Origin of the sequence: Dermabacter sp. HMSC06F07, assembly GCF_001807345.1 — a bacterium.
In the GTDB taxonomy this organism is placed as follows: Bacteria; Actinomycetota; Actinomycetes; order Actinomycetales; family Dermabacteraceae; genus Dermabacter; species Dermabacter hominis.
In genome coordinates this window covers 275194-299428 of record NZ_KV788588.1, presented here as the reverse complement: position 1 = coordinate 299428, position 24235 = coordinate 275194, and the positions used below count along the sequence as shown (strand labels likewise).

The following is a 24235-nucleotide window of genomic DNA, read 5'->3' as shown; positions in this document are numbered from 1 at the left end:
CGCGCGGGGATAGGCTTGAGACATGAGTGAAAACGCCACGGCATCCACGGCGTCGGCGGTCGAACTTCAGACCGTGTGCGACGCTCCAGAACTCTCGCTCACACGAGCGCACGCCGACGACGCGGGACTTGATCTCGCGAGTGCCATTGACTACGAGCTCGCCCCCGGTGAACGCGCTCTCATTCCCACGGGAGTGAGGATCGCGCTTCCGTCGGCTACCGTCGGACTTGTGTGCCCCCGTTCGGGGCTCGCCGCAAAGCATGGCATCACAATTGTGAATGGTCCCGGGATTGTGGATGAGGGCTACCGTGGCGAACTCAAGGTTGCCCTTCTCAACACGGACCGGAGCGACACTCTTCGCATTTCCCGCGGTGATCGCATCGCGCAACTCGTGATCGTCCCGATTCTGCGCCCGCGCATCGTGGACGTGGATTCTCTCGACGAAGCAGAGCGAGGCGAAGCAGGTTTTGGCTCGAGCGGCGGCTTTTCTTCGACCGCTGTCAGCACAGGAAACGAGGCATAGTCATGGGACTTTTTGGACGCTCAAAGAGGAAGGCTGCGCCCGCTGAAAACGTGCAGGCTTCTGAGGATCACGCCCCTGAACCAGAAGAGGTGAAGGGACCTTACGACATCGCGGACGCGCCCGACGACGAGCGACTCGATTTCGGATCGCTGCAGATCCCCGCACGCGAGGGTATGAGCATCGCCGTTGAGGTCGAGCAACGCTCGAGGGCTGTCACGGGCCTCACCCTGACCTACGGGGATTCCCAGGTCCAGGTCAATGCGTTCGCGGCTCCCAAAAGCGAAGGGCTGTGGGATGAGATCCGGAAGTCCTTGCGCGAATCGATCGCGTCGCAAGGCGGGACAACTGAAACGCGCGAGGGGACGTTCGGCACCGAGCTTTACGCTCGTATCCCGATCGCCGTCAAGGGATCGAACTCGCGCGCGCACCGACCCATGCGTTTCGTGGGTATCGATGGTCCCCGCTGGTTCTTGCGCGCTGTCATTTCCGGTGCCGCACTGCAGGCGGGACCGATCCGCGAAGAGATCGAGGACATCATTCGCTCAATCGTCGTCGTTCGCGGTTCGATGGCGAAGGCACCCCGCGAGGTACTCGAGTTGACGATTCCTGGGGAAGGTGCTGCGACTGCGCTCCCGGATGAAACCGACCCGCTCGGTCAGGGGCCCACAATCGCCGAAGTGAGGTAGCGCGTGAGCGTCTTTGCGAAGGCGAAGGAAATCCTGAACGTCTCATCGGCGGTCACCGATGATGAGGATGACGGCCTCGCGGATCGCGATGAGATTGGTTCGATCACCTCGCGTCGCCGCGCCCGCTGCCTCGGCACGGTGAGCTCGATCGTCGTGCAGCCGGCCGGCCGCGACCCGAAGCTCGACGTCGAGCTACACGACGGCACGGGAAGGCTCGCACTCGTCTGGCTCGGGCGGCAATCAATCGCAGGCATCGAGCCTGGGACACGTCTCGAAGTCGAGGGGTTTGTGGGTCTTCGCGGCCGCAAACGCCTCATGTACAACCCGCGCTACGCAATCCACGGTGTAAAGGACGACGGCCAGTGACCTCTCCTTCTTCTGCTCCCGAGCCACCCGCAACCGGCCTCAAGGCGAGTTTTTCCTCCAAGGAATACAGCGTCGTGGACGCGATCGGCGGTGTGCGCGGGCTAGTCGAGTCGGTCGTGCCGACTCTCCTTTTCGTCATCCTGTTCTTGCTCACTCGCAACGTCGTCATCGCAAGCGCCGCCTCGCTTGCCGTTGTGGCTATTGCCCTCATCTGGCGGATTGTCACGAAAAGCCAGGTCACGCCGGCGATAAGCGGCGCAATTGGGGTGGCTCTTGGGGCGTTCATCGCCATTAAAAGCGGCAACGGAAGCGGCTTTTATGTGCCGGGCCTTGTCACGAACGCCGTGTACGCCATCGGACTTCTGCTCTCTGTGCTCGTGAGACATCCCGCCGTGGGCTATGTCGCAGCGATCGTTGACCCGCGCGTGGCCCAGTGGCGATCGTCAAAAGCGGGCATGCACACCTACACCTCTTCCACGCTCCTTTTTGCAGGACTTTTCGTGCTCAAGGTCGCGGTGCAGGCCCCGCTGTATTTCGCGGGAGCGACGGACGCGCTCGGCGTAGCCAAACTGCTCATGGGAATACCCGCGTTTGTGCTCGTGACCTACGCGGTTTTTCTGCAGCACCGAGCGCTCGTGGGGCGTATGGAATCCGACGCCTCCCGCGCCTCACACCCTTCTGCGCCGAGCGCGTGAAGCCTGCGAGCGCCGGGCTCGTGGCTCATCCGCGCGGCGTCTAGTCGTCGTCCTCATCCGCGTCGCGAACGACTGGAAGCGCTGCGGTGGTTTCTTCAAGATCGCGGGGGACGACCGTGTGCTGGAGCGTGGTCAGGCACGAGCGGTGTGCGAGAAAGAGGAGTTCATCGCGCGGCTCAAGGGCTTCGGACTGCGCCGGGGGGCGCGGATGCCCCTCGCGTACGACGCCCACGAGCGTCGCGCTTGATGGCCACGTGACGTCGCCGATGTCCTTGCCGACGATCGGGGAGGTTTCCGGAACCGTAATTTCGACCATGTCCGTCTCGGACTTTGCGAACGAAAACATGGTGACAACGGTGCCGACGCTCACGGCTTCCTCAACGAGGGACGTCATGATGCGCGGGGTCGAGACCGCAACGTCAACGCCCCAGGCGTCGTCGAACATCCACTCGTTGCGAGGGTGGTTGACGCGACCGACGGTGCGGGGAACCCCGAACTCTGTCTTGGCGAGAAGCGAGACGACGAGGTTGACCTTGTCATCGCCCGTCGCTGCAACGACGACGTCCGCCTCGGCGAGCTGCGCACGCTCGAGGACATCGAGCTCAGCGGCATCGCCCTGTACCCACGAGACGTCCTCGAGGCCGGGCCGTGCCTCTTCAAGGTCGACCAGGGTAACGGTGCGGCCTTTATCGATGAGCTCGCGCGCGATACTCCGACCGACGCTTCCTGCGCCTACGATGACGATTTTCATTCGGCTTCCTCCTCGAATCGGTGGGTGAGAAGCGCGGTGACTTCACCCTCGCGGGTCGTTTCGAGTGCGAGGTGAACGATGTCCTCTTCCTGGATGCGGTAGTCGCGAGCGGGCAGGGTTCCCTCGCCGTATCGGGTGACGAACGCGACGCGCGAAGCGGTCAGCTCCTCGAGGTCTGCAAGGGTCGTGCCTACCCAACTTGAGTGGAAATCGCACGCAAGAATCGACACGTTCCCGGAGATGTCTTGAAATTCGCGAGCTGACTGCCCGGGGATGAGTCGCGTGAGCATCTGGTTCGTCGTCCAGCGGGCCGTGGGCACCGTCGCGATGCCAAGGCGTTCGTAGACCTCGGCGCGTTTGGGGTCGTAGATGCGAGCGACAACGTTGCGGATCCCGTACAGCTGTCTCGCTGCACGTGCCGCGATAATGTTCGAGTTGTCCCCGCCCGCAACGGCGGCGAACGCGACCGCTTCGTCGCATCGCGCGCGTTCGAGGGAGCGGCGATCGAAACCAATTCCGTGGACTTTGAGGCCCGTGAAATCATCGGGGAGCATACGGAAGGCCTTGTCGTTGCGGTCAATGATCGCTACCGAATGCCCAATTGCCTGGAGCTTCGTGGCGAGCGTGGCGCCGACGCGGCCGCAGCCCATGATGACGATATGCATTGAGTGATCCTCGCGCAGATGCGGATGTCTAGAGCGTGACGGGTAGTGCCCGTGCATCGCCCAGCCTAGCGCGCACATCGGCGAAGGGATGTGTGCAAGCGGTGCGGATGTGCGTCTGACGTGGGCGCGGAGTAGATTAATCGTGTGCTTGGCCCCTTTGCTTCTGTCAAACGCATCGTCATCGGGCGTCCGTTCAGTTCCGATCGCCTTGCGCGCCAGCGCCTTCCCAAACGCTTTGCAATCCCCTCCTTTGCCGCCGATACCGTCAGCGCACTCGCGTACGCACCAGACGAAATCATCCTCACGCTCGGCTTGTCAGGCGTCGGCCTTCTCGCACTAAGCCCGTGGGTAGCTCTCGCCGTTGTTGCCGTTATGGCCATCGTGGTGACGGCCCACATCAATGTGATCGAGGAGTTTCCGGGCGGTGGCAGCGACTTTGTTGTTGCTCGCACAACCCTTGGACCCCATGCGGGGCGTCTCGCTGGCGCCGCACTCGTGACCGACTATGTGCTCACGGTCGCTGTCGCCACCTCGCAGGCCGGCGCGTACATCGGCGGTGCCATGAGCGCCCTCGCCCCTTTCCAAACCGGCATTGCGATCGCGATCGTTGCGCTCCTCGCTCTCGTGAACCTCCGAGGAGCGCGGGAGTCAGCGCGTTTCGTAAGTCTGCCCGTGTACGGCTTCATCGGCCTCATAGCTGTGACACTCATGTGGGGCGGAATTGAAGCAATGCGTGGAACTCTCGGCATGTCGCCGCAGGCCGGTAGCATCCCAGAACCGGGAGAGGGGGCGCCGGCTGCCCTCACCGTACTCGGGGGAATCCTGGTTCTCGCACGAGCCTTCTCCAGCGGTCTGCCCGTCGTGTCAGGGATCAAAGCCATCACCAACACCGTGCCCGTCTTTCAACCACCGAAGGCTCGCAACGCGCGGATCACTCTCGTCATCTCCGGTGCGCTCACGGCGACACTTTTCGTCGGGGTGATGGTCCTTGCCAGTGCCACCGGGGTATCCCTTTCTCCTCGCCAAGCGGGCGGGGCTCGCGTGAGTGAAGCGATCCCGGTCCTCGGGCAGATCGCCGAAGCGATCTTCGGGCCAGGGTCGATCATGGCCATTGCAATGCTCGCGATGGCAACTCTCGTGCTCTGCATCGCTGCGAACACTGCGTTCACGGGTCTCCCCGTTCTGACGGCTGCTCTCGCGCGCACCGGGTATGTCCCTCGCGTCTTTGCCGCACGGGGCGACAGGCTCGTATACTCCAACGGTATTTTGCTTCTCGCAGCACTCGCGGGCGTTGTCGTTCTCGCGACCGGAGCCAACATCACGCTGCTGATTCACATGTACGTCGTGGGTGTGTTTACCACCTTCACGATCGGCCAGTTCGGCATGTTCCGTCACTACACGAAGAAATACCGCCTCGCGGTACGGCTCAAGGAACGCCAGCGCTACGGCCGTAAACGCGTCGTGAGCATCGTTGCTGCCGTGTGCCTGACTGTGGTGCTGCTTACCGTCGCGACCGCAAACTTCCTCCTCGGAGCCTGGGTCACGCTCAGTGCCGTCGCCCTTATGTGGGGCGTGATGACGATCGTGAGTCGTTACTACGCACGGATCTCCTCGCGCCTCGCTCTCGAAAAAAACGACGACTGCGGCCGCTGGCCTATCGCCGCACCCGCACCCCTCGATGGCAAGGACCCCACGCGCGGAATCGTGCTCCTCACGCAGCTCAACAGGCCAGCGGTTCATGCCATTAAGAAGGCGATGAGCTCGCCGCACCTGAGTCTCCAAGCTGTCGCGGTGAGAACCAACGACTCGGCGATCGACAAGCTCAGCTCTGAATGGCTCCGGCGCGAAATTCCCATCCCGCTTCGCGTCATTAACTCGCCATATCGTGATCTGCTCGCGCCTCTCGACGATTACGTGCGATCTTTTACACGCACCTATCCGCGCGACGCTGTCGTTGTCTACATTCCGGAATATCTCGTGGGACACTGGTGGGAGTCGATCATGCACAATCACGTGCTCAGGCGAGTGACGACGCGGCTCGATAAGTACGAGCGTGTGTCTATTTGCCCGGTCCCCTGGGATCTCAACGATCCCGAGCACAGCGCATAGATCGTGACCATCCCGACCACTGTCGTCAAGGAGTGCACCCCATGACCCATCCTGCGTCTGAGCGTCCCGAAGAAGTCCAGGAGCTCGCAGGGGAGGGGCGGCTCATCACGGTGACGGTCGACAAGCCCGCGCATGGAGGAACGTTCGTCGCCCGGCACGACGGCCGCGTTGTTTTCGTTCGCGGCGCTTGCCCCGGAGAAACGGTCGTCGCTGAGCTCCTTCCCGAGTCGAGCTCGAATGCGCGCTTTTGGCGTGCCGAAACAATCGACGTGATCGAGGCCGGCCCTGACCGAGTACCGAGCGCATGGCCTGAATCCGGTTACGAAGGGATCGGTGGGGCCGACTACGCCCACATCCGTATCGAAGCCCAGCGGCGCATCAAAACCGAAGTTCTTCAGGAACTTATGACTCGCGCGCGAATCACCAGCTACCCGATCGAAGACATTCAGATCGAACCCGCGCGTGACGACCACACGGGCCTCGGCTGGCGCTCCCGCGTTCGGTTTGCCGTCGACAACGGCAAGGTGGGCATGCGCGGATGGCGCTCCCATGACATTCACGCAGTCGGCTCCAACCCGCTTGCCCACCCCGTCATCCAGGGCCTCGGCATCGGGGTATGGAAGGCCCCGAGCGGGGTCGTAGCAGTCGATGTCGCAGCCCCGAGCGGAAGCAGCCCCGCGATCATTGTGCGCGCCGAAAAAGAGTTGAGTCTCGAGGAGCTTAACCTCCCCGCAGGCTGCGACAAGGCGAGTGTTCTGCTCACCACCCGCGCGGCCACGACCACGCTTCGAGGCGACGACACCGTTCGCGAAATAGTCGGCGACGAGACTTTCACGCTCTACGCCGGTGGTTTCTGGCAGGTGCATGTCGATGCGCCTCGCCTCCTCACAGCCGCCGTCGGACAGGCCCTCGACGCCCGCGAAGGCGAGTGCGTCTGGGATCTATACGCCGGGGCGGGCCTCTTCTCCGTCCCTGCCGCCCGCGCGGTTGGAGCTGAAGGCGAACTCGTGAGCGTCGAAGGCGCGGAGCGAGCGAGCGCTGACGCCGCTTCCAACCTTGCCGCATACCCCCAGGCCAGGACCGTGAGTGCTGACGTTCGCGACTTCCTCGCTCGCTCCACCGAGGGTGCCGACCGCGTCGTCATGGATCCGCCGCGCGCAGGCGTCGGCGAAGCCGCGATGGCACGCCTCGCCGAGCTCACGCGAACGCGCATGGTGTACGTGTCGTGCGAACCCTCGACCCTCGCCCGTGACCTGCGCGTTGCCGAGCACGAAGGGTGGGCCATCACTGACTTCCAGGTCTTCGACCTCTACCCCCACACCCACCACATGGAATGCGTCGTGAAGCTCGAACGAGCCGCGCGATAATTCTGATAACGATCGACCCCACTATCGATTGGAGACCCCATGAGCACGGTGAATTCATTCGGTGCCAAGACATCCCTGACCGTCAATGCGCGCGAATACGAGATTTATGCCCTCGATGCCGTCGAAGGTTACCGTCGGCTTCCCTACAGTTTGAAAGTGCTGCTCGAAAACCTCCTGCGCACCGAGGACGGCGAAAACATCACTGCGGCGCACGTCCAGGCTCTCGCCGGATGGGACCCGAACGCTGAGCCGAGCGAAGAAATCCAATTCACGCCGGCGCGCGTCATCATGCAAGACTTCACCGGCGTGCCGTGCATCGTCGACCTGGCAACAATGCGCGAAGCCATGAGTGAGCTCGGCGGAGACCCCTCGAAAATCAATCCGCTCGCCCCTGCGGAAATGGTGATCGACCACTCCGTCATGATCGACGTCGCCGGCCGCGTCGATGCACTCGAGCTCAATATGGACCTCGAGTTTGAACGCAACCGCGAACGCTACCAGTTCCTTCGTTGGGGCCAGGGCGCCTTCGATGACTTCAAGGTTGTCCCGCCGGGCACGGGCATCGTCCACCAGGTCAACATCGAGTACCTCGCCCGGACCGTTATGACCCGCGAAGTCGACGGCGCCTTGCGCGCCTATCCCGATTCGTGCGTGGGCACTGATTCCCACACGACCATGGTTAACGGCCTCGGCGTGCTCGGCTGGGGTGTTGGCGGTATCGAAGCAGAAGCAGCGATGCTCGGCCAGCCCGTCTCGATGCTTATCCCGCGAGTCGTCGGCTTCAAGCTCACGGGAGAGATTCCGCCCGCGGCCACCGCTACCGACGTGGTTCTTACCATCACCGAAATGCTGCGTGCGCACGGTGTCGTCGGCAAGTTCGTGGAGTTCTACGGCGAAGGTGTCGCGCAGGTTCCCCTCGCCAACCGCGCCACGATCGGGAATATGAGCCCCGAGTTTGGTTCGACCGCCGCCATTTTCCCAATCGACGACATCACCCTGGACTACCTTCGCCTCACGGGTCGCGACGACGAACACGTCGCCCTTGTGGAGGCCTACGCAAAACGTCAGGGGCTTTGGCATGACCCGAAGCGGGAAGCGGAGTACTCCGAGTACCTCGAGCTTGACCTTGCAACCGTCGTCCCCTCGATCGCCGGACCAAAGCGCCCGCAGGACCGCATCGTGCTCACCGACGCCAAAGAAAGCTTCGCGAAATCCCTGCCGGCCTATGCCGAGAACACCTCGAATCCCACAGCGGTCAAGGGAGCTGATTACACGATCGACCACGGCATCGTCTCGATCGCCTCGATCACGTCGTGCACTAACACCTCGAACCCATCGGTTATGATGGCCGCAGGGTTGCTGGCGAAGAACGCGACTGAGCGCGGCCTCGAAGTAAAGCCCTGGGTGAAGACCTCCATGGCGCCAGGCTCGAAGGTCGTCACCGACTACTACGAGAAGGCCGGCCTATGGCCGTTCCTCGAGAAACTCGGTTTCCACCTCGTCGGGTACGGCTGTACAACCTGCATCGGCAACTCCGGCCCCCTCGCCCCTGAGATCTCCGAAGCCATTGCCGAGGGTGATCTTGCCGTGACCGCTGTGCTGTCGGGCAACCGCAACTTCGAGGGGCGTATCAACCCGGACGTCAAGATGAACTACCTGGCCTCGCCGCCCCTTGTCATCGCCTACGCCCTCGCGGGCACCATGGACTTCGACTTCGACACCGACCCGCTCGGGCGCGATGCCGACGGCAACGAGGTCTTTTTGCGAGACATCTGGCCAAACCCCACCGAGGTCGAGCGGACGATCGCCGAGAACATCACGCAGGAGATGTTCGAAAACGACTACTCCGATGTCTTCGCCGGCGATGAACGCTGGCGCGGCCTCGACACTCCCGACGGTGACACGTTCGAGTGGAGCGAAGACTCGACCTACGTGCGCAAACCTCCGTACTTCGAGGGGATGAGTATGGAGCTTGATGCCATTCGTGACATCGAAGGTGCGCGCGTACTCGTGAAGGTTGGCGACTCGACGACGACCGACCATATCTCGCCTGCCGGCGCCATCAAGGCCGACTCGCCCGCCGGGCGGTACCTGCGTGAGCACGGCGTGGACCGCAAGGATTTCAACTCCTACGGCTCGCGCCGCGGCAACCACGAGGTCATGATCCGTGGCACCTTCGCGAACATCCGTCTCAAAAACCTTCTTCTCGACGGCGTCGAAGGTGGATACACGAGGAACTTCCTCACCGGTGAGCAGAGCTTCATTTACGATGCCGCGCAGGACTACGCCGAAGCGGGAATCCCGCTCGTCGTCCTCGCCGGCAAGGAGTACGGCACCGGCTCGTCTCGCGACTGGGCAGCCAAAGGCACGAAGCTGCTGGGCGTGCGCGCGGTCATCGCCGAGAGCTACGAGCGCATTCACCGCTCAAACCTGATTGGCATGGGCGTGCTGCCGCTGCAGTACCCCGCTGGCGAGTCGGCTGAAAGCCTCGACCTCACGGGCGAAGAAACCTTCTCCATTTCTGGCGCGAGCGCTCTCAACGAAGGCATCACCCCGAAAACCGTCTCCGTACGCGCAACACGCGAAGGTGCAGAGCCCATCGAGTTCGAGGCGATCGTGCGCATCGATACCCCGGGCGAGGCCGACTACTTCCGTGCCGGAGGTATCCTCCAGTACGTGCTTCGCTCGCTCGCCCAATAAGAGCACACGCTCCGCTTGTCCACAGTCCGCGCGACACTTGTTGCGCGGACTGTAGCGTTCTGGTTGGCTATGTGACATGGGCCTCGCTCGGGGGAGTGGGGTGATAGTGGACCGGATCGGGGGAGTGCATGTTGAGCGGGCGAGCGCGGGCTTGTGGTGTTTTTAGTGTTGTCGCGTTGGTGGCGGCGGGGTTGGTCGGCTGTGGTGGGGGTGAGTCTGCTGGCGGTCCGACGCTTGCCGCGACTCCATCGGCCTCTTCGACCAGTAGCGATGCTGCCGGCTCGAACGGCGGCGGTGCTAGTGACGGCGGTGGGGAAGAGTCCTCTCGCACAGCGAATCTTCCTCCGGAGAATGCGGCGCTCAAGGCTCCTGATTTCGAGGATTACACTGATGTCTCCACAATCGTGAGGACGGCGGAGGGGTAAAACGGGTATCGAAAGGGGCCGCTTCGTGATGAAGCGGCCCCTTCGAAGGATCCCGTGCGGGAAGCGCAATCGTTAGATCATTCCGCAGGGATCTCGTGGTAGGAGGTGAAATCCTTCTCGGTAGGCTTGTCGGCCTCAACGCCGGCCTCTGCCTTCGCTGCCTCATCGGCCTTAGCCTGAGCGTCCTTGAGTTCGTTCTCAGCCTTCAACGCGGCTTGGCTGTCAGCGCCGGCTTTCGACTCTGCTTTACCCACAGACTCGGTCTGCCTATCGACCTTAGCCTGCTGCGCAGCACGTGCCTTCTCAGCTTCGGGAGCGGCAGCTTCCGCATCAGCGAGTTCATGATCGGCGGTCGTCGAAGCCTCGGTGCTCTCGGTATTGCGCTGCTCAGCGTCCTGCTTAGCGGCTTCGGCGTCCGCGACTTCCTTCGCGCTCTTATCGGCTTCGGCCTGCGCCTCGTCGACCTCGGTCCGAGCGTCAGCGATCTTGGAGTCGAGATCCTTGAGCTCCTCGATCTTTGGAGCGTCACTCAGTGAAGAGATGCGCTCATCCACCCCGCGCTGCACACCCTTGGTGTAGTCGAGGCCTTCCTTGCCGCCTTCCCACTTCTCATATTCGGTGGTATTGCGATCGTCGACCTCGTAGGTGAGCTTCGAGCCGCCGGTGGCAGCGATTGCGCCGTCGGGCACGTACTCGCCTTCGAGATTTTCAGGCATCGCCTTCGACTTCGGCTCACGGGTGTCGGAGTTCGCGAGGCGCGCGTCTTCCTTGATGTAGAACATGTTGGTGCCGTACACCTGGCCGTCATCGCTCTTCGCAAGGCCGAGACCAGCGTGAGAGAATCGTTCGTCCAGCATGTTCGCGTTGTGGGCATCGGAATCGTGCCACTTCTTGAACAGATCGTCGGCGCACTCATCGACGCTGGACGCATCCAGGTCACACGTCGCCTGAATGACGTTTTCGCCGCTGTAGCCAGTTTTGTCCTTGTTGGAGTGCTTGAGCTCCTTGCTCGTCGCCATGCTTGTGGACCACTTGGCAGCCTCATCGTTGAACACGGGCGCGTAAACGAGCTCGTTCAAACCGTTCTTCACACGGTACGCATTGATGCGTTCGGCGACAGCATCCGAGAGGGCGCGAAGCTGATTTTGCTCATCGAGCGCCGAGTACAGAACTGAGCTGCCCTGTTCGAGCTGCTCCCGCTCGCCCGAAAGCGCCGCAAGCTGCTTCGTGGCGTCGCCAAGCTTCCGATCAGCATCCTGCTTAGCCTTCTGAGCCGCGGCGAGCTTTGCGTCAGCAGCCTCGACGTCGGCGGCAGCCTTCTCAGCCTCAACCTTGAGCTTAGCGGCGAGATCGCGCTTTGCTGCAAGATCGCCGTCACCCGGCATTGCCGCGATCAGCTCATCGAGTTTCGCCTTCTCGCGTTCGTAGGCAGCCCTCGATTCTTCGGCCTTTGCACGCGAGGATTCTGCCTCACGGCGCGCCCTATCGAGCTCGGTGTTAGCGCGAGCGGACGCGTTGCGAGCTGACTGGAGATTGTTGTTCCAATCCTTGAGCGCGGCGTTGTAGCCTTCTTCGTCAAAGGCTGCGATAGTGACGGTCTTCTTTGGCTTATTCGGCTTGCTCGGGTTACTCGGGCGCTCCGGCTGAGAGGTGCCGTCAGACTTACCTGGCTTCCTACCAGGCTTACCCGAATCGCCGCGGTGATCGCCTGGCTTATTCGGCTCGGGAGCCGCGACGATCGTCCCGTTCTTCTCGCCGCCAGTGTTGTCTTGAGCCGGCTTCGGTGCCGCCGGTTTCGAGGCGGGATTGTCCTCGACCGGAGTGGAGTTCTGGTCGGGGGTTTTCGCGGGCGGAATGGGCGTATCCGATTCGCTGCGAGCGAGTGCGGTCTCCGGGGTGATCTCAAAACCGGACTTGTTGTCGTTGCCGCGGCCATCCGTGGGGGCTTTGCCGGCGTTCAGTTCGGAGTTGTTGTCTACGCCGCTGTTGCCCGATTCACCGATGCGGCTGGCATCCTGACCGAAAGAACGGTTTTTCTTCCTCGCCCACCGCTGGGCGAGAGATTCGTTTGAGTGGTCCTCGTCGTCTTCTCCTGACTGCGTCGATTCGGTTGCCGCAGCGCCAGAGCCCGCTTGGTTGTCGCTTGTGCCATTCGGTGACGTCGACGCGCTCGAAGAGGAGTCGGCAGACGTCGACATACTCGGGGAAGGCCGCGAGGCGGCGTGGTTGGCCGCGCTTCCGCCCGAACATGCGGCTAATAGCGACAAAGAAAGACCAAGGCCGATCACCGGCCCAAGCTTCTTACGGGTGAAGGTCATAGGGATTCTCTTTTCTGTTCGTCACGGTTACCGCCACTGCACTCAACCTGTGCATCGGTTGCCAGGGAACGCGGGAGTGGAGACGGTGGATCTGCGTCCGCTCATCGGCTTGGGCCGCTAGGGATACTACTATCCGCGTATATTTTTACGTAGGCGAAGAGCGACGAGGGCGTTACAAAATCGTAACAATACGGTGAACTCTTCTTCCGCGTCGCGCCAGAGCCCCTGCGGACGGTCTACTCGGCGCAGATTCTAGGGGACTCGATTAGGCTGGGTCGTCGGAGCGCGCCGTGACGATGATCGGCTCACCCTTTGTCACGATGAGGGTGTGTTCGGCGTGGGCCCCTGTTGAGCCGTCGCCCGATTCGACGGTCCAGCCATCACGCTCGGTGATGGTCATGACGTCGGTCGTCGGCGTCAAAAACGGTTCGACCGTGATTGCCATTCCCTCGCGGAGTTTCTGGCCTGAGCCCGGGGCACCGAAATTCGGCACGAACGGCGCTTCGTGCATGGTACGGCCAACGCCGTGGCCGCCAAACTCGTGATTAATCGTGTAACCCAGCTCCGCGGCCCGGGTCTCAACCGCGTGGCCGATATCGCCGACTGTATTGCCCGCCCGGGCAGCACCAATACCTGCCCACATGACGCTTTCTGTATCGCGAATAAGTTTCAGGTGATCCTCTCGCTGCTCGCCCACGACAATCGAGAGTGAAGAGTCAGCAACCCAGCCCTCGAGCTCGATCGCGAAGTCCATGGAAAGCAGGTCCCCGCTCTCCAAGGTGCGATCGTAGGGGCGGCCGTGAAGCACCGCGTTGTTCACGCTCAGACAAATGACTTTCCCGAACGGCGAAGCGCCGAAACTCGGGTGATAGTCGAGGTAGCACGATGTGGCGCCAGCTTCGCGAATCATGCGGTGGACTTCGGCATCAATCTCGAGAAGGTTGTCGCCTACGGACACGGTTCGACGAAGCGAGGAGAGCACGCCCGCAACGAACTCGCCGGCGGGGCGAATCTGTTCGGGGGTGGGGTAGCGGTGAGTGCGAAAGCCCCTCATGACTGGGCATCCTTCGAGTAGTCGTCCGGGGCTGTGCCTTCACCGAGGGGGTACCACGTGAACAGGCTGGCGCCGAGCCAAGCGATACTCGCCGAAAGGAGCGCGGCTCCGAGCATGTGGAGTCCCACGAGAGCTTCGGGGAGTCCGGTGAAGTACTGGATATAACCAATCACGGCCTGGAGGAGCGTGACGATCGTGAGCGCGACAAGGGCCCTCTTTGATCGGGCGTGAGCTTTTGTCACCATCAGGACGATTGCCACGCCAAGCAGGAGACCGCAGAACAGCCACACGAAGTCGGCGTGGAGCCACGCAATTTTCGCGGGGTTAAAAGGGAAACGCTGTGGAGTATTGGCGTCACCGGAGTGGGGGCCCGAACCGGTCGTGAGGGTGCCGAGAATCAGCACGATAAATCCGACGGCAGCGAGCGGCCAATACACGAACTGTGCTCCGCGGTTCACGGCAAGCCTCGCGGAACCATTGCCTTCATAAAGCCGGTACACCAGTACCGCGGAGGACGCCACGAGGATTGGCGAGACGATGAAGTGCACCGACACGAAGAACGGGTGCAAGTGCAAATACACGACAAGCATGCCCCACACTGCCTGGAACACGGTAAGGATGAGCGGGACCCAGGAAAGGCGCACAAACCCCTTGCCTTTGGTCCGCAGATGCTTGTAAGTCGCCACGAGCACGAGGATTGCGAACACGAGCAGAACGAGCGTGAGGGCACGGTTGCCAAATTCGATGAAGGGGCGCAGCCCGGATTCAGGGTGATAACGAGGAGTGAACTCACCCGGCTCGCAGTGCGGCCACGACGAACACCCGAGCCCGGACTTCGTGAGACGCACGATGCCCCCGGTCGCGATAATGCCGATTTGGCACGCGAGATTGATCCAAAAAATGGCCGTGATCCAGCGTTTGCGTTCCCGTGGAAGGGAGCTGGGGGCGTTCGTGTGTGCTGTCATGCGCTCAGTGTAAGAAAGGCGGGGCAGGATCGGTGAATCAGGCGCTCGTCCAGCGGAAGAATCTCACCGTCAAACTCCCAAAGACCGCGGCCCACAGGGCGAGGAGCCCGAGCGCGGCGAGGGAGGGTGCGTGCCCCGATAGCGTCTCGGTGAGTGCGCTCGATGCAGCAGCCGACGGCAGCACTGAGACGAGAGTGTCGAATGGCGCGGGAAATCCGTTCGCGGGGATCGCCACCCCACCGACGGCGATGAGGAGAATAAAAATGATGTTTGACAGCGCGAGTACGGCCTCAGTGCGAAGCGTGCCGGCGATCAAAAGACCGAGCCCCCCGAAGGCACACGTGGCAAGAATCCACACGGGAATCGACAACAGGATTTCACCAGCGGTGGGCCGCCAGCCAAGTGCGAACGACAGGGCGCCGAGCGCAACGATCTGCAGGATGTGCACGATTGCCATCGCACCCAATTTGCCAAGCATGTAACCGCCGCGACCGAGAGGTGTCGTGGCGATCCAACGCAGCACCCCATTTCGACGGTCGAAGCCGGTGGCGATTGCCTGTGAGGTGAGGGAAGTGGCAATGATGGCGGTCACCGCTGTCGCGGCAACGGCGTCGGTCATTGACGGCGACTTGCCGCCAAAAAGAGCGGGCGAAACGGGGACGAACCGCAAGCCAAGAAGAACCATTGCAGGCAGCATGAGCGAAACCATGAGCTGCTCTCCGTTGGTGAGAATCGCCCGTGCTTCAAGTTGTGCGTGCGCGGCGATGCGCCGAGGGGTGCGGGCGGCGCGGCGCGAATCGGACATTACCGAGTGCGGGTCCGTGCTCACTTCGTCTCCTTTGCTCGCGTGTTCGACAGCGACACGAGAATGTCCTCGAGGGAATCGGGGCCGTGTTCGATGGCGAGAGTGACCCCTTGGATTTCGGCGGCGTTACGTACTGCCTGTTCAAACGCCACGAGGCGCTCCTCCGAAGGGGCACTCGCAGCAATATCGATCGAGAGCGGGGATTGGCTCCCGAGCGTGCGTTCGACGTCAGCGAGGGTGCCGTCGGCCTTCACGGAGCCTTCGGCGATGACGATGACGCGATCCGCGAGCGAGGCGATGTCGTCGAGCGCGTGAGAGGTGAGGATGACGGCGGCGCCTCGCTCCGCTTCGGCTCGGATAAGCTCTCGCGTGCGTCGCTTGACCGCGACATCCATGCCGGCGGTCGGTTCGTCGAGAAAAAGAACGTCGGGCACGCCGAGCAGTGAAAGAGCGAGGCTCAAACGCTGCCGTTGACCACCGGAGAGTCGGCGCACGAGGGTCGATGAGAAGGAATCGATACCGAGTTCGCGGGAAAGGGCGCGCCAATCCCGGGGCCGCGCGTAGAGAGATGAGGCGTAGGCGAGAAGCTGCGCTGGGGTGGCTCCTGAGGTGAGGCCGCCGTCCTGAAGCATGACGCCGACCCTCGCGCGCGTTTCGGCGTCGTGAGTGAGAGGGTCGGCGGCGAGGAGTTGTACCTCGCCTGCATCGGGGGAGAGGAGCCCGGTCGCGCACGCGATCGTTGTGGATTTGCCGGCGCCGTTTGGGCCCAGCAGCGCGGTGATCTCCCCGAATTTCGCCGAGAGACTCACGTTTTCGCACGCCGTGACGGAACCGAATTGTTTACGCAGGTGAGTGATTTCGAGTGCCGGCGGTGGTGTGGCCGCTCGCCCGGCTGCGTTCGCAGTGTGAGTGCTCATGGCACATCATGGTAGTGCGCGCGCAGCCTCGTGGAGGGGCGGGAGGGGGCCGACGGTCGGCTGGCTTTCGCGATGCGTGTGACATACGCCGCGCTCCGTCGGGACTTAGGTAACCCTCTCTATCTTTTCGAAACTCACGGTTTGTAGAATCGCAACGTCCACCGGTTTGGCGAAAGGAGGATGTCGTGAATACTCGCACCGAAGCGTCCGCCAATGATTCGACGCGCGAACGCCTCATCGAGGCTATTAGTATCGACGGTCCCATCGCCGCAGGCGACCTCGCCGAACGTTTTCACCTCACCGGCGCTGCCATCCGTCGGCACCTATCCCAATTGCACGCCGAGGGCATCATTGAGGAAAAGGAATCGTCCCACAGGCCCCGAGGGCGCGGGCGCCCGCGCAAAGAATTCGTGCTCGCCTCGACCGCCCCGGACGCTGATGCAGCCTCGAGAGAGTGCGAAAGCCTCGCTCTACTGGCGATGAAAGAACTCGAACGCGCTGGCGGGCACGAGGCCCTCGTCGCGCTCGCGAAGGCGCGCACCGCCGAGTGGGAAGCGGAGTTCGAGCGGCGCTATGCGCGTGAAAGCGATGAAGGTGAGGTGACGCCGGCGCGCCGCGTGCGCCTCGTGATCGACCTTCTCAAAGAACTCGGCTATGCCGCATCGCTCAGGCCGGTCACGGTGAGCGTCGGCTCTCTCGGGCGAGACGGTGCCCCGTCGCGGACCCTCACGACGGTGCAGATGTGCCAGGGACGCTGCCCGGTCCAAGACATCGCCGCGAAGCACCCGGAGCTGTGCGAGGTTGAAACGGCTGCGCTTTCGAGAATGCTCGGCGTTCCCGTTCAGCGCCTCGCGACTCGAGCGGCGGGTGCGCACGTGTGCACCACCCACTTAACCCCGGCCATGAGCGCGGCAATTGCCGAGTCCATGGCCGAAGGGGAACTTGCCTCGGACGTCACCACAGATTTGCTCACAGAAGGAAGGAAGCCATGACGACTGCACCAGAGCAGCTCAGTCAGGACGAGATCATCGCGTCGATCGGCAGCTACGAATATGGCTGGCACGATTCGGATACCGCCGGCGCCACTGCTCAGCGAGGGCTGAGTGAAGAAGTCGTGCGCAACATCTCGCACCTGAAGAACGAGCCCGAATGGATGCTCAAGCGCCGACTGCGCGCACTCTCGCTCTTTGAAAGGAAGCCGCTTCCCACGTGGGGCGCGGATCTTAGCGAGATCGATTTCGACAACATCAAGTATTTTGTGCGCTCGACAGAGGGGCAGGCGAAGAGCTGGGAAGACCTGCCTGAAGACATCAAGGCGACCTATGATCGCCTTGGTATTCCCGAGGCAGAAAAGGAGCGCCTCGTCGCCGGCGTCGCCGCTCAGTATGAGTCCGAGGTCGTGTACCACCAGATCCGCGAGGATCTCGAAAAACAGGGCGTCATCTTCGTCGACACCGACACGGGCCTTCGCGAGTACCCCGAGATCTTCGAGGAGTACTTCGGCACCGTGATTCCTGCCGGCGACAACAAGTTCGCGGCGCTCAACACCGCGGTGTGGTCGGGCGGCTCATTCGTGTACGTTCCGAAGGGCGTCCACGTGGAAATCCCGCTCCAGGCCTATTTCCGCATCAATACCGAGAACATGGGGCAGTTCGAGCGCACGCTCATCATTGCCGACGAGGGCTCGTACGTGCACTACGTCGAAGGCTGCACGGCGCCGATCTACAAGTCGGACTCGCTCCACTCCGCGGTCGTTGAGATCGTCGTGAAAAAGGATGCGCGCGTTCGCTACACGACCATTCAGAACTGGTCGAACAACGTGTACAACCTCGTCACGAAGCGCACGACCGTCGAAGAGGGCGGAACGATGGAATGGGTCGATGGCAACATCGGTTCAAAGGTCACCATGAAGTACCCCGCGGTTTGGCTCCAGGGTGAGCACGCGCGCGGTGAGACTCTCTCGATCGCCTTCGCAGGCGAGGGGCAGCACCAAGACACCGGCTCGAAGATGGTCCACATGGCGCCCCACACCTCGAGTTCGATCGTGTCGAAGTCGGTTTCTCGCGGTGGCGGCCGCTCCTCGTATCGCGGCCTCGTCCAGGTCAATGAGGGTGCGCACCACTCCGCCTCTAACGTCCTTTGCGATGCGCTCCTTGTCGACCAGGTCTCTCGAACCGATACCTATCCATACGTCGACGTTCGCGTGGATGACGTACAGATGGGACACGAGGCAACGGTGTCCAAGGTCAGCGAAGAACAGCTGTTCTACCTCATGAGTCGCGGCCTCGAAGAAACCGAGGCAATGGCGATGATCGTGCGCGGATTTATCGAGCCGATCGCGCGTGAGCTCCCCATGGAGTACGCGCTCGAGCTCAACCGCCTCATTGAACTGCAGATGGAAGGAGCCGTGGGTTAATGACCACGACGGATCATTCGAAGGCACAGCTCGAATCGGAAGGTATTGCCCTTCCGGGTGAGCGCAGCGGCCTCCTCTCTCGCGCGACCCGCCACGCCGCGTTCGGGATCGACAACCACGAGATCCCGACCGGCCGCGAAGAAGAGTGGCGCTTTGCGAGCTTGCGGCAGCTCGCCCCGCTTTTTGAGGCACGCGAGACCCACGTCGAGGAAAGCGTCGTGAGCTACGAGGTCGAGTCCCCCGAAGGGCTCGTCGTCGATTCGCTCGGGGAGAAGGAAGCCCCGCGCCACACGGCGATCCTCCCCGAGGACCGCATCGCCGCGGCAGCCGCGGAGCTGACCGCGAACGCACTGTACCTCAAGGCCCCTGCGAACACCGAGGCTAGCGAACCGGCGCGCGTGGAAGTTTCTGGACACGACGCATCCATCGCCAGCCACGGCGAGATCGTGCTGCACACCGAAGCTAATGCGCGCGCGACCTACGTCATCAACCACACGGGCTCCGCGCTGTACGCGCAGAACGTCGAGATGGTCCTCGACGAGGGCTCCGAGATGACCGTGATCGCGATCCATGACTGGGCCGACGATGCCGTGCACGTCGCCACTCACGTCGCGAAGATCGGGAAGGACGCTCGCCTCAAGCACATCGTCGTGACGCTCGGCGGCAAGGCGGTGCGCGTGAATTCAACCGCGACGTTCGCCGGCCCCGGTGGCGAAGTTGAGCAGGACGGCCTGTACTTTTCCGACGAAGGCCAGCACCTCGAGCACCGACTGTTCGTGGATCACGCCGCGCCGAAGTGCACATCGAACGTCCTGTACAAGGGCGCCCTCCAGGGGCGCGGTGCGCGCAGTGTGTGGGTGGGAGACGTGCTCATCCGCAAGGAAGCCGAAGGCACCGAGACGTACGAAATGAACCGCAACCTCGTTCTTACCGAGGGGGCCCGTGCCGATTCAGTTCCGAACCTCGAGATCGAGACCGGCGAAATTGAAGGGGCGGGGCACGCCGCTGCGACCGGGCGTTTCGATGACGAGCAGCTGTTCTACCTCATGGCGCGCGGCATCTCCGAGATCGAGGCGCGCCGTCTCGTCGTTCGCGGCTTCTTCCAGGAGCTCATCCAGAGAATCGAGGTTCCAGAGGTACGTGACTACCTCACGGAGCAGATCGAGATCGAGCTGCAGCGGAGCATGAACTAAATGTCCACGACACACGCGGTAGCACACCTTGATGACCTCGCGCCTGGATCCGTGATGGGCATCGAGGTGGGCGGTATCGAGATTGCCCTTGCGCGCGACACGGATGGAACCGTGCACGCACTCGGCGACCTTTGTACCCACCGCAACGTCAATCTCTCTGATGGCGACGTCGAGGACGGCGCCTTGGAATGCTGGAAGCACGGTAGTCAGTTTGATTTACGTACCGGCGTGCCTAGGCAGCTTCCCGCGCATGTCGCAACACCCGTATACCCCGTCACGATTGACCAGGCGAGCGGCACGATCAGCGTTTCGCTCGACCCCATCGAACTTTCCTGACTTGAAAGGAACACCATGTCCGTTCTTGAAATCAAGGACCTCCACGCAACCGTGGAAACTCCCGAAGGCACCAAGGAGATCCTCAAGGGCGTGAACCTCACGCTCCGCTCCGGTGAAACTCACGCGATCATGGGCCCGAATGGCTCGGGCAAGTCCACGCTCGCGTACTCGCTCGCCGGTCACCCCAAGTACGAAATCACCTCGGGTGAAGTCCTCCTCGATGGCGAAGACGTTCTCGAGATGAGCGTCGATGAGCGCGCAAAGGCCGGGCTCTTCCTCGCGATGCAGTACCCGGTCGAGGTTCCCGGCGTGACCGTCTCGAACTTCCTGCGCACCGCTAAGACGGCGGTCGAGGGCGAGGCCCCGAAGCTGCGCGAGTGGGTCAAAGATGTGAACGCCGCGATGGAAAAGCTCCGTATGGACCCGCATTTTGCGCAGCGTAACGTGAACGAAGGGTTCTCGGGAGGCGAGAAGAAGCGTCACGAGATTCTCCAGATGGAGCTGCTGCGCCCGAAGATCGCGATCCTCGACGAGACCGATTCCGGACTTGACGTCGATGCTCTTCGCGTCGTTTCGGAGGGCGTGAATCGTGTGAAGGACGAGACTGATCTCGGCGTCATGCTCATCACGCACTACACGCGCATCCTCAAGTACATCAAGCCGGATTTCGTGCACGTCTTTGTGAATGGTCGCGTGGCGGAAGAAGGCGGCCCTGAGCTCGCCGAGCGCCTCGAGGCCGAGGGCTACGACCGTTACCTCACGGCGTAGGCCTCACGACCACCGGAAGGACGGCTTAAGCAATGTCCGAATCGAAAGACGTCAGCGTACAGGACGTCACCGAAGCACTGAAGGACGTCATCGATCCCGAGCTCGGGATTAACGTCGTTGACCTCGGCCTCGTCTATGGCGTGACCGTCGAGAACGGCAATGCCGTTGTCGACATGACCCTGACGAGTGCCGCGTGTCCGCTTCAAGACGTGCTCGAGGAGCAGACTTTTGCTGCGCTCGACCCGATTACGGAGACGCACCGGATTAACTGGGTGTGGATGCCGCCGTGGGGCATGGAACGCATTACTGAGGACGGCAAAGATCAGCTTCGCGCGATCGGCTTCAACCTCTAACCTGCGCGGCTTATGAAAGGGCGGGGCCCGGCTCACTTCACGGTGAACCGGGCCCCGCCCTTGTGAGGCGTGATGAAGCCTACGCGGTACGTGGTGCGGCCGCGAGGGCCTCGTCTTCGGCGCGTTCGCGATCGCCCTTATCCATCCAGTCTTTGCCGTCAATCATGCGGGCCACGAGCATAGAGGAGGAGTTGTCGCCGACCGCATTGATCGTGGTTGCGGGAGCGTCGATGATTGTCCCGATGATCGAAATGACCGGCAGCGCAGTGGTGGGAAAACCGTAGAGAGTAATAATCATGAGTTCTCCGACGAAGCCGCCCGAAGGGATGCCGCTCATCACCATGCCGCTGAGGAGCGCGATGCCGACGGCGATGAGAAGGTTCTCGATCGTGAAGAGATCGCGTTGGAACAGGGTGAAGAGGAACGAGATCTTGAGGATCGCGGAAAGGACTGATCCTTCCATATGGATCGTCGCGCCGATCGGGATGATCGTTTCTCGAATGTCCCGCGGCACACCTGTGCGCTGCGCGGCCTTGAGGTTCGCCGGGAGACACGCCACGGAGGAACCGGTGCCAAGCGCGATCGCGGTGGGCTCGAGGATGTTGCTCCAAAAGCGTTTGATGCCCTTGGTGCCGCCCGCAATGTAGGCGTAGAGCGTGAATGCGACGCAGAAGTAGACGATGGTGACGGGGAAATAGATGACGAATGCACGTACGTACCCGCCCACGAGTTGCGGACCAAGTTCGCCGATGAGCGCGGCGAAGTAAGCGCCAAGACCGATCGGCGCGTAGTACATGATGAGCGAGACGAGCTTCAGGAATACGGCGCTAGCGGACGAGAGGAACTCGCGGAACGCGTCGCCAGCTTTTCCAATGCCACTCGTGGCGAACCCGACGAGTACCGCAAAGATGATGAGCGCGAGCATGTTGGAGGGGGAGAGGAGCTCGCCGAACTCGTTCACGGTGAGAGTTTGCACGATCTGATCACCAATCGATTCGGGCTTTTCGACGGTCCCTGGATCGGTGAGTGTGATGTTGAGCGGCTCACTTGAACGGAAGATCCACAGTACCGTGAGCATGATGATCGCGGCGACGATTCCCGTGGAAATGAACACGAGCATCATCGACCCCATGATTTTCCCAAGCCGTTTGGCCGAATCCATGGCGGCGACCGAGGACGCGATTGAGAAGAAGACGAGCGGCACGACGAGCGTGAACATCATGTTCACGAACACAACGCCGAAGGGCTTCACAACCGCGGCGTCGGGCCCGAAAACAAGTCCGGCGATTGCGCCGAGAACGACGCACGCCAGGATGATGAGAGGGAATCGGTAATTACGCAACATGGGTGCATTATTCCAGCTTTGGCCAGCTGAAAGCAGCATTGAGGGCCGTCTGCACCTGGGATATATCTCGCACACTCTCGTTTTTAGCAAGCGGCTTGGCGCCCTCTGCGGGATGACCTTTGCAGAGGGCGCACGGCGTTACCGCTCGTGTGCGAGTACATCCCGAGCGCTCCGATAAGGAAGACCATGTGCCTCAGCCACTTCTTCATGAAGGAGCTCGCCGCGGAAGGTCGAGAATCCCGAAAGCAAACCCGGGTGTCCGGCGATCCCCTCAATACCTCCGTTTGCGAGAGCACGCACGTAGGGAAGGCTGGCCCCCGCAAGGGCAACGCTTGCAGTGCGGGCAACGGCACCGGGCATGTTTGCGACGCAATAGACCGTCGCATTACCCACACGGAAGGTTGGGTCGTCGTGCGTTGTAGGACGAGAGACCTCGGTACAGCCGCCCTGGTCGATCGCGACATCGATGACGATTGATCCGGGTCGCATCGCCTCAATCGTTTCACGTTTGATGAGCTTCGGGGCCGCTCGTCCGGGTAGGAGAACAGAGCCAACGACGACATCGGCTTCGCGCGCGAGGGTATCGATGGCTTGCGCATTAGAGAATCCGGTTGAGATACGCGTGCCATGCGTGCGATCGAGATCGGCAAGCCGCGCGGAATTAATGTCGAGCACGGTCACGCTCGCGCCCATGCCAGCGGCGACGATCGCAGCCTGCTCGCCGACGACGCCGCCACCCACGACGAGAACTTTGGCACGCGCCGTGCCGGGCGCGCCTCCCATGAGAACACCGGTTCCGCCAAACGGCGACATGAGCTGATGGGCGGCGACCTGTGCGGAGAGCCGACCGGCGATGATGCTCATGGGTGCGAGGAGGGGAAGCGAACCGTCGGAACCCTTCACCATCTCGTAGGCAAGCGCGGGAGTTTTCGCAGCGAGGAGTGCCTGCGTGAGCGAGCGTGAAGCCGCGAGATGGAGGTAGGTGAAGAGAATCTGATCCTCCCGGAGGTACCCGTACTCGCTCTCGAGAGGCTCCTTGACCTTGAGGAGGAGATCGGCCTCGCCCCAGACGGATTCGGCCGTGTCGGCGATCTGTGCGCCGGCCCCCTCATAATCCGTGTTGGTGAAACCAGCGTTGACACCCGCGTCCTTCTCAACAACGACCTCATGCCCGGAACGGATCAGCTCCTCGACGCCGGCGTGGTGCATCGCCACACGATATTCGTTGTTCTTGATTTCCCTCACGATACCGATTTTCACGTTCATCTCCTTTGCGTCGTGGCGCTCCTTCGCACCGAATTCACGTTCCTTCCATGCTTACGCAGTCCACGCTCTCGCTCAAGGGGCTTACACAAAACGTTCGTGATGTGCAGGGCGCTTGTGCAATCCGCTACCCCGGGGCGGGGAGTCCGACGGCTGCAGGGCCCGAATCGGCCACGCATTACTAGACTTGTACGCGGCCCCAGGGGTCGAGCCCT

22 protein-coding genes are annotated in these 24235 nt (G+C 62.1%); 13 read left to right on the top strand and 9 right to left on the bottom strand.

Annotated features, from left to right (window positions below; all coding sequences use genetic code 11):
• The first annotated feature begins 22 nt into the window (after nucleotides 1–22).
• The 4 genes from dut to HMPREF3157_RS08440 are packed head-to-tail and all read left to right on the top strand — an operon-like array spanning nucleotide 23 to nucleotide 2270.
• Nucleotides 23–523 carry a dUTP diphosphatase gene (gene dut / locus HMPREF3157_RS08455; protein ID WP_034373341.1) on the top strand — a complete coding sequence of 167 codons (501 nt, stop codon included), beginning with the start codon at nucleotides 23–25 and terminating at the stop codon, nucleotides 521–523.
• Between the two features lie 2 nt (nucleotides 524–525).
• Nucleotides 526–1209: a DUF3710 domain-containing protein gene (locus HMPREF3157_RS08450; RefSeq protein WP_034373338.1), complete on the top strand. Its 684-nt coding sequence runs from the start codon at nucleotides 526–528 to the stop codon at nucleotides 1207–1209.
• Between the two features lie 3 nt (nucleotides 1210–1212).
• A complete protein-coding gene (locus tag HMPREF3157_RS08445) occupies nucleotides 1213–1575 on the top strand; it encodes an OB-fold nucleic acid binding domain-containing protein (protein ID WP_070436089.1) in 363 nt (120 codons plus the stop codon).
• On the top strand, nucleotides 1572–2270 hold the full coding sequence (locus tag HMPREF3157_RS08440; RefSeq protein ID WP_016664662.1) for a DUF3159 domain-containing protein: 699 nt from the start codon (nucleotides 1572–1574) through the stop codon (nucleotides 2268–2270). Before HMPREF3157_RS08445 ends, HMPREF3157_RS08440 begins: the two co-directional genes overlap by 4 nt.
• A 40-nt stretch (nucleotides 2271–2310) precedes the next feature.
• Here HMPREF3157_RS08440 and HMPREF3157_RS08435 read toward each other — a convergent pair whose 3' ends face one another.
• Together HMPREF3157_RS08435 and HMPREF3157_RS08430 are read right to left on the bottom strand one after the other, a co-directional pair.
• Nucleotides 2311–3021, bottom strand: a complete 711-nt coding sequence (locus tag HMPREF3157_RS08435) for a potassium channel family protein (RefSeq protein ID WP_034373330.1) — start codon at nucleotides 3019–3021, stop codon at nucleotides 2311–2313.
• The gene (locus tag HMPREF3157_RS08430; protein WP_016664660.1) at nucleotides 3018–3686 is read right to left on the bottom strand and encodes a potassium channel family protein; all 669 of its coding nucleotides are present in this window, start codon (nucleotides 3684–3686) and stop codon (nucleotides 3018–3020) included. Before HMPREF3157_RS08430 ends, HMPREF3157_RS08435 begins: the two co-directional genes overlap by 4 nt.
• A 144-nt stretch (nucleotides 3687–3830) precedes the next feature.
• On the opposite strand from HMPREF3157_RS08430, the gene HMPREF3157_RS08425 reads away from it, so the two are divergent.
• Genes HMPREF3157_RS08425 through acnA form a run of 3 tightly spaced genes read left to right on the top strand, consistent with a single transcriptional unit; the run spans nucleotide 3831 to nucleotide 9862 of the window.
• Nucleotides 3831–5795, top strand: coding sequence for an APC family permease (locus HMPREF3157_RS08425; RefSeq protein ID WP_070436088.1), 1965 nt, complete (start codon nucleotides 3831–3833; stop codon nucleotides 5793–5795).
• A 41-nt stretch (nucleotides 5796–5836) separates the two neighbouring features.
• On the top strand, nucleotides 5837–7162 hold the full coding sequence (locus HMPREF3157_RS08420; protein ID WP_070436087.1) for a class I SAM-dependent RNA methyltransferase: 1326 nt from the start codon (nucleotides 5837–5839) through the stop codon (nucleotides 7160–7162).
• A 39-nt stretch (nucleotides 7163–7201) separates the two neighbouring features.
• Complete coding sequence (gene acnA, locus HMPREF3157_RS08415) at nucleotides 7202–9862, top strand: aconitate hydratase AcnA (protein ID WP_070436086.1); 2661 nt, start codon at nucleotides 7202–7204, stop codon at nucleotides 9860–9862.
• 502 nt (nucleotides 9863–10364) lie between these two features.
• Here acnA and HMPREF3157_RS08410 read toward each other — a convergent pair.
• From HMPREF3157_RS08410 to HMPREF3157_RS08390, 5 genes are all read right to left on the bottom strand, one after another.
• Nucleotides 10365–12605, bottom strand: coding sequence for a CAP domain-containing protein (locus tag HMPREF3157_RS08410; RefSeq protein ID WP_016664656.1), 2241 nt, complete (start codon nucleotides 12603–12605; stop codon nucleotides 10365–10367).
• Between the two features lie 265 nt (nucleotides 12606–12870).
• Nucleotides 12871–13659 (bottom strand): type I methionyl aminopeptidase, encoded by a 789-nt coding sequence (map, locus tag HMPREF3157_RS08405; protein ID WP_016664655.1) that lies wholly within the window; start codon nucleotides 13657–13659, stop codon nucleotides 12871–12873.
• Nucleotides 13656–14624, bottom strand: a complete 969-nt coding sequence (locus HMPREF3157_RS08400; protein WP_016664654.1) for a COX15/CtaA family protein — start codon at nucleotides 14622–14624, stop codon at nucleotides 13656–13658. Before HMPREF3157_RS08400 ends, map begins: the two co-directional genes overlap by 4 nt.
• A 37-nt stretch (nucleotides 14625–14661) precedes the next feature.
• Entirely contained in the window at nucleotides 14662–15453 is a 792-nt protein-coding gene (locus HMPREF3157_RS08395) for an ABC transporter permease (RefSeq protein ID WP_016664653.1), read from the bottom strand.
• Nucleotides 15450–16346, bottom strand: coding sequence for an ABC transporter ATP-binding protein (locus HMPREF3157_RS08390; protein ID WP_070436085.1), 897 nt, complete (start codon nucleotides 16344–16346; stop codon nucleotides 15450–15452). The genes HMPREF3157_RS08395 and HMPREF3157_RS08390 overlap by 4 nt, the downstream gene beginning before the upstream one ends.
• 185 nt (nucleotides 16347–16531) lie before the next feature.
• Between HMPREF3157_RS08390 and HMPREF3157_RS08385 the strand changes: the two genes are divergently transcribed.
• From HMPREF3157_RS08385 to HMPREF3157_RS08360, 6 genes are read left to right on the top strand one after another with little or no spacing between them, the layout of a single operon-like run.
• Nucleotides 16532–17338 (top strand): helix-turn-helix transcriptional regulator, encoded by an 807-nt coding sequence (locus HMPREF3157_RS08385; RefSeq protein ID WP_070436084.1) that lies wholly within the window; start codon nucleotides 16532–16534, stop codon nucleotides 17336–17338.
• Nucleotides 17335–18762 carry a Fe-S cluster assembly protein SufB gene (gene sufB, locus HMPREF3157_RS08380; RefSeq protein ID WP_016664650.1) on the top strand — a complete coding sequence of 476 codons (1428 nt, stop codon included), beginning with the start codon at nucleotides 17335–17337 and terminating at the stop codon, nucleotides 18760–18762. Before HMPREF3157_RS08385 ends, sufB begins: the two co-directional genes overlap by 4 nt.
• The gene (gene sufD / locus HMPREF3157_RS08375) at nucleotides 18762–19955 is read left to right on the top strand and encodes a Fe-S cluster assembly protein SufD (protein WP_034373302.1); all 1194 of its coding nucleotides are present in this window, start codon (nucleotides 18762–18764) and stop codon (nucleotides 19953–19955) included. Before sufB ends, sufD begins: the two co-directional genes overlap by 1 nt.
• Complete coding sequence (locus HMPREF3157_RS08370; RefSeq protein ID WP_034373298.1) at nucleotides 19956–20291, top strand: non-heme iron oxygenase ferredoxin subunit; 336 nt, start codon at nucleotides 19956–19958, stop codon at nucleotides 20289–20291.
• 15 nt (nucleotides 20292–20306) lie between these two features.
• Entirely contained in the window at nucleotides 20307–21059 is a 753-nt protein-coding gene (sufC, locus tag HMPREF3157_RS08365; protein WP_016664647.1) for a Fe-S cluster assembly ATPase SufC, read from the top strand.
• A 32-nt stretch (nucleotides 21060–21091) separates the two neighbouring features.
• Nucleotides 21092–21412 carry a metal-sulfur cluster assembly factor gene (locus tag HMPREF3157_RS08360; protein ID WP_016664646.1) on the top strand — a complete coding sequence of 107 codons (321 nt, stop codon included), beginning with the start codon at nucleotides 21092–21094 and terminating at the stop codon, nucleotides 21410–21412.
• Between the two features lie 79 nt (nucleotides 21413–21491).
• Here HMPREF3157_RS08360 and HMPREF3157_RS08355 read toward each other — a convergent pair whose 3' ends face one another.
• Nucleotides 21492–22757, bottom strand: a complete 1266-nt coding sequence (locus HMPREF3157_RS08355; protein ID WP_016664645.1) for a dicarboxylate/amino acid:cation symporter — start codon at nucleotides 22755–22757, stop codon at nucleotides 21492–21494.
• 138 nt (nucleotides 22758–22895) lie between these two features.
• Nucleotides 22896–24023 carry an alanine dehydrogenase gene (ald, locus tag HMPREF3157_RS08350; RefSeq protein ID WP_342668113.1) on the bottom strand — a complete coding sequence of 376 codons (1128 nt, stop codon included), beginning with the start codon at nucleotides 24021–24023 and terminating at the stop codon, nucleotides 22896–22898.
• Nucleotides 24024–24235: the final 212 nt, after the last annotated feature.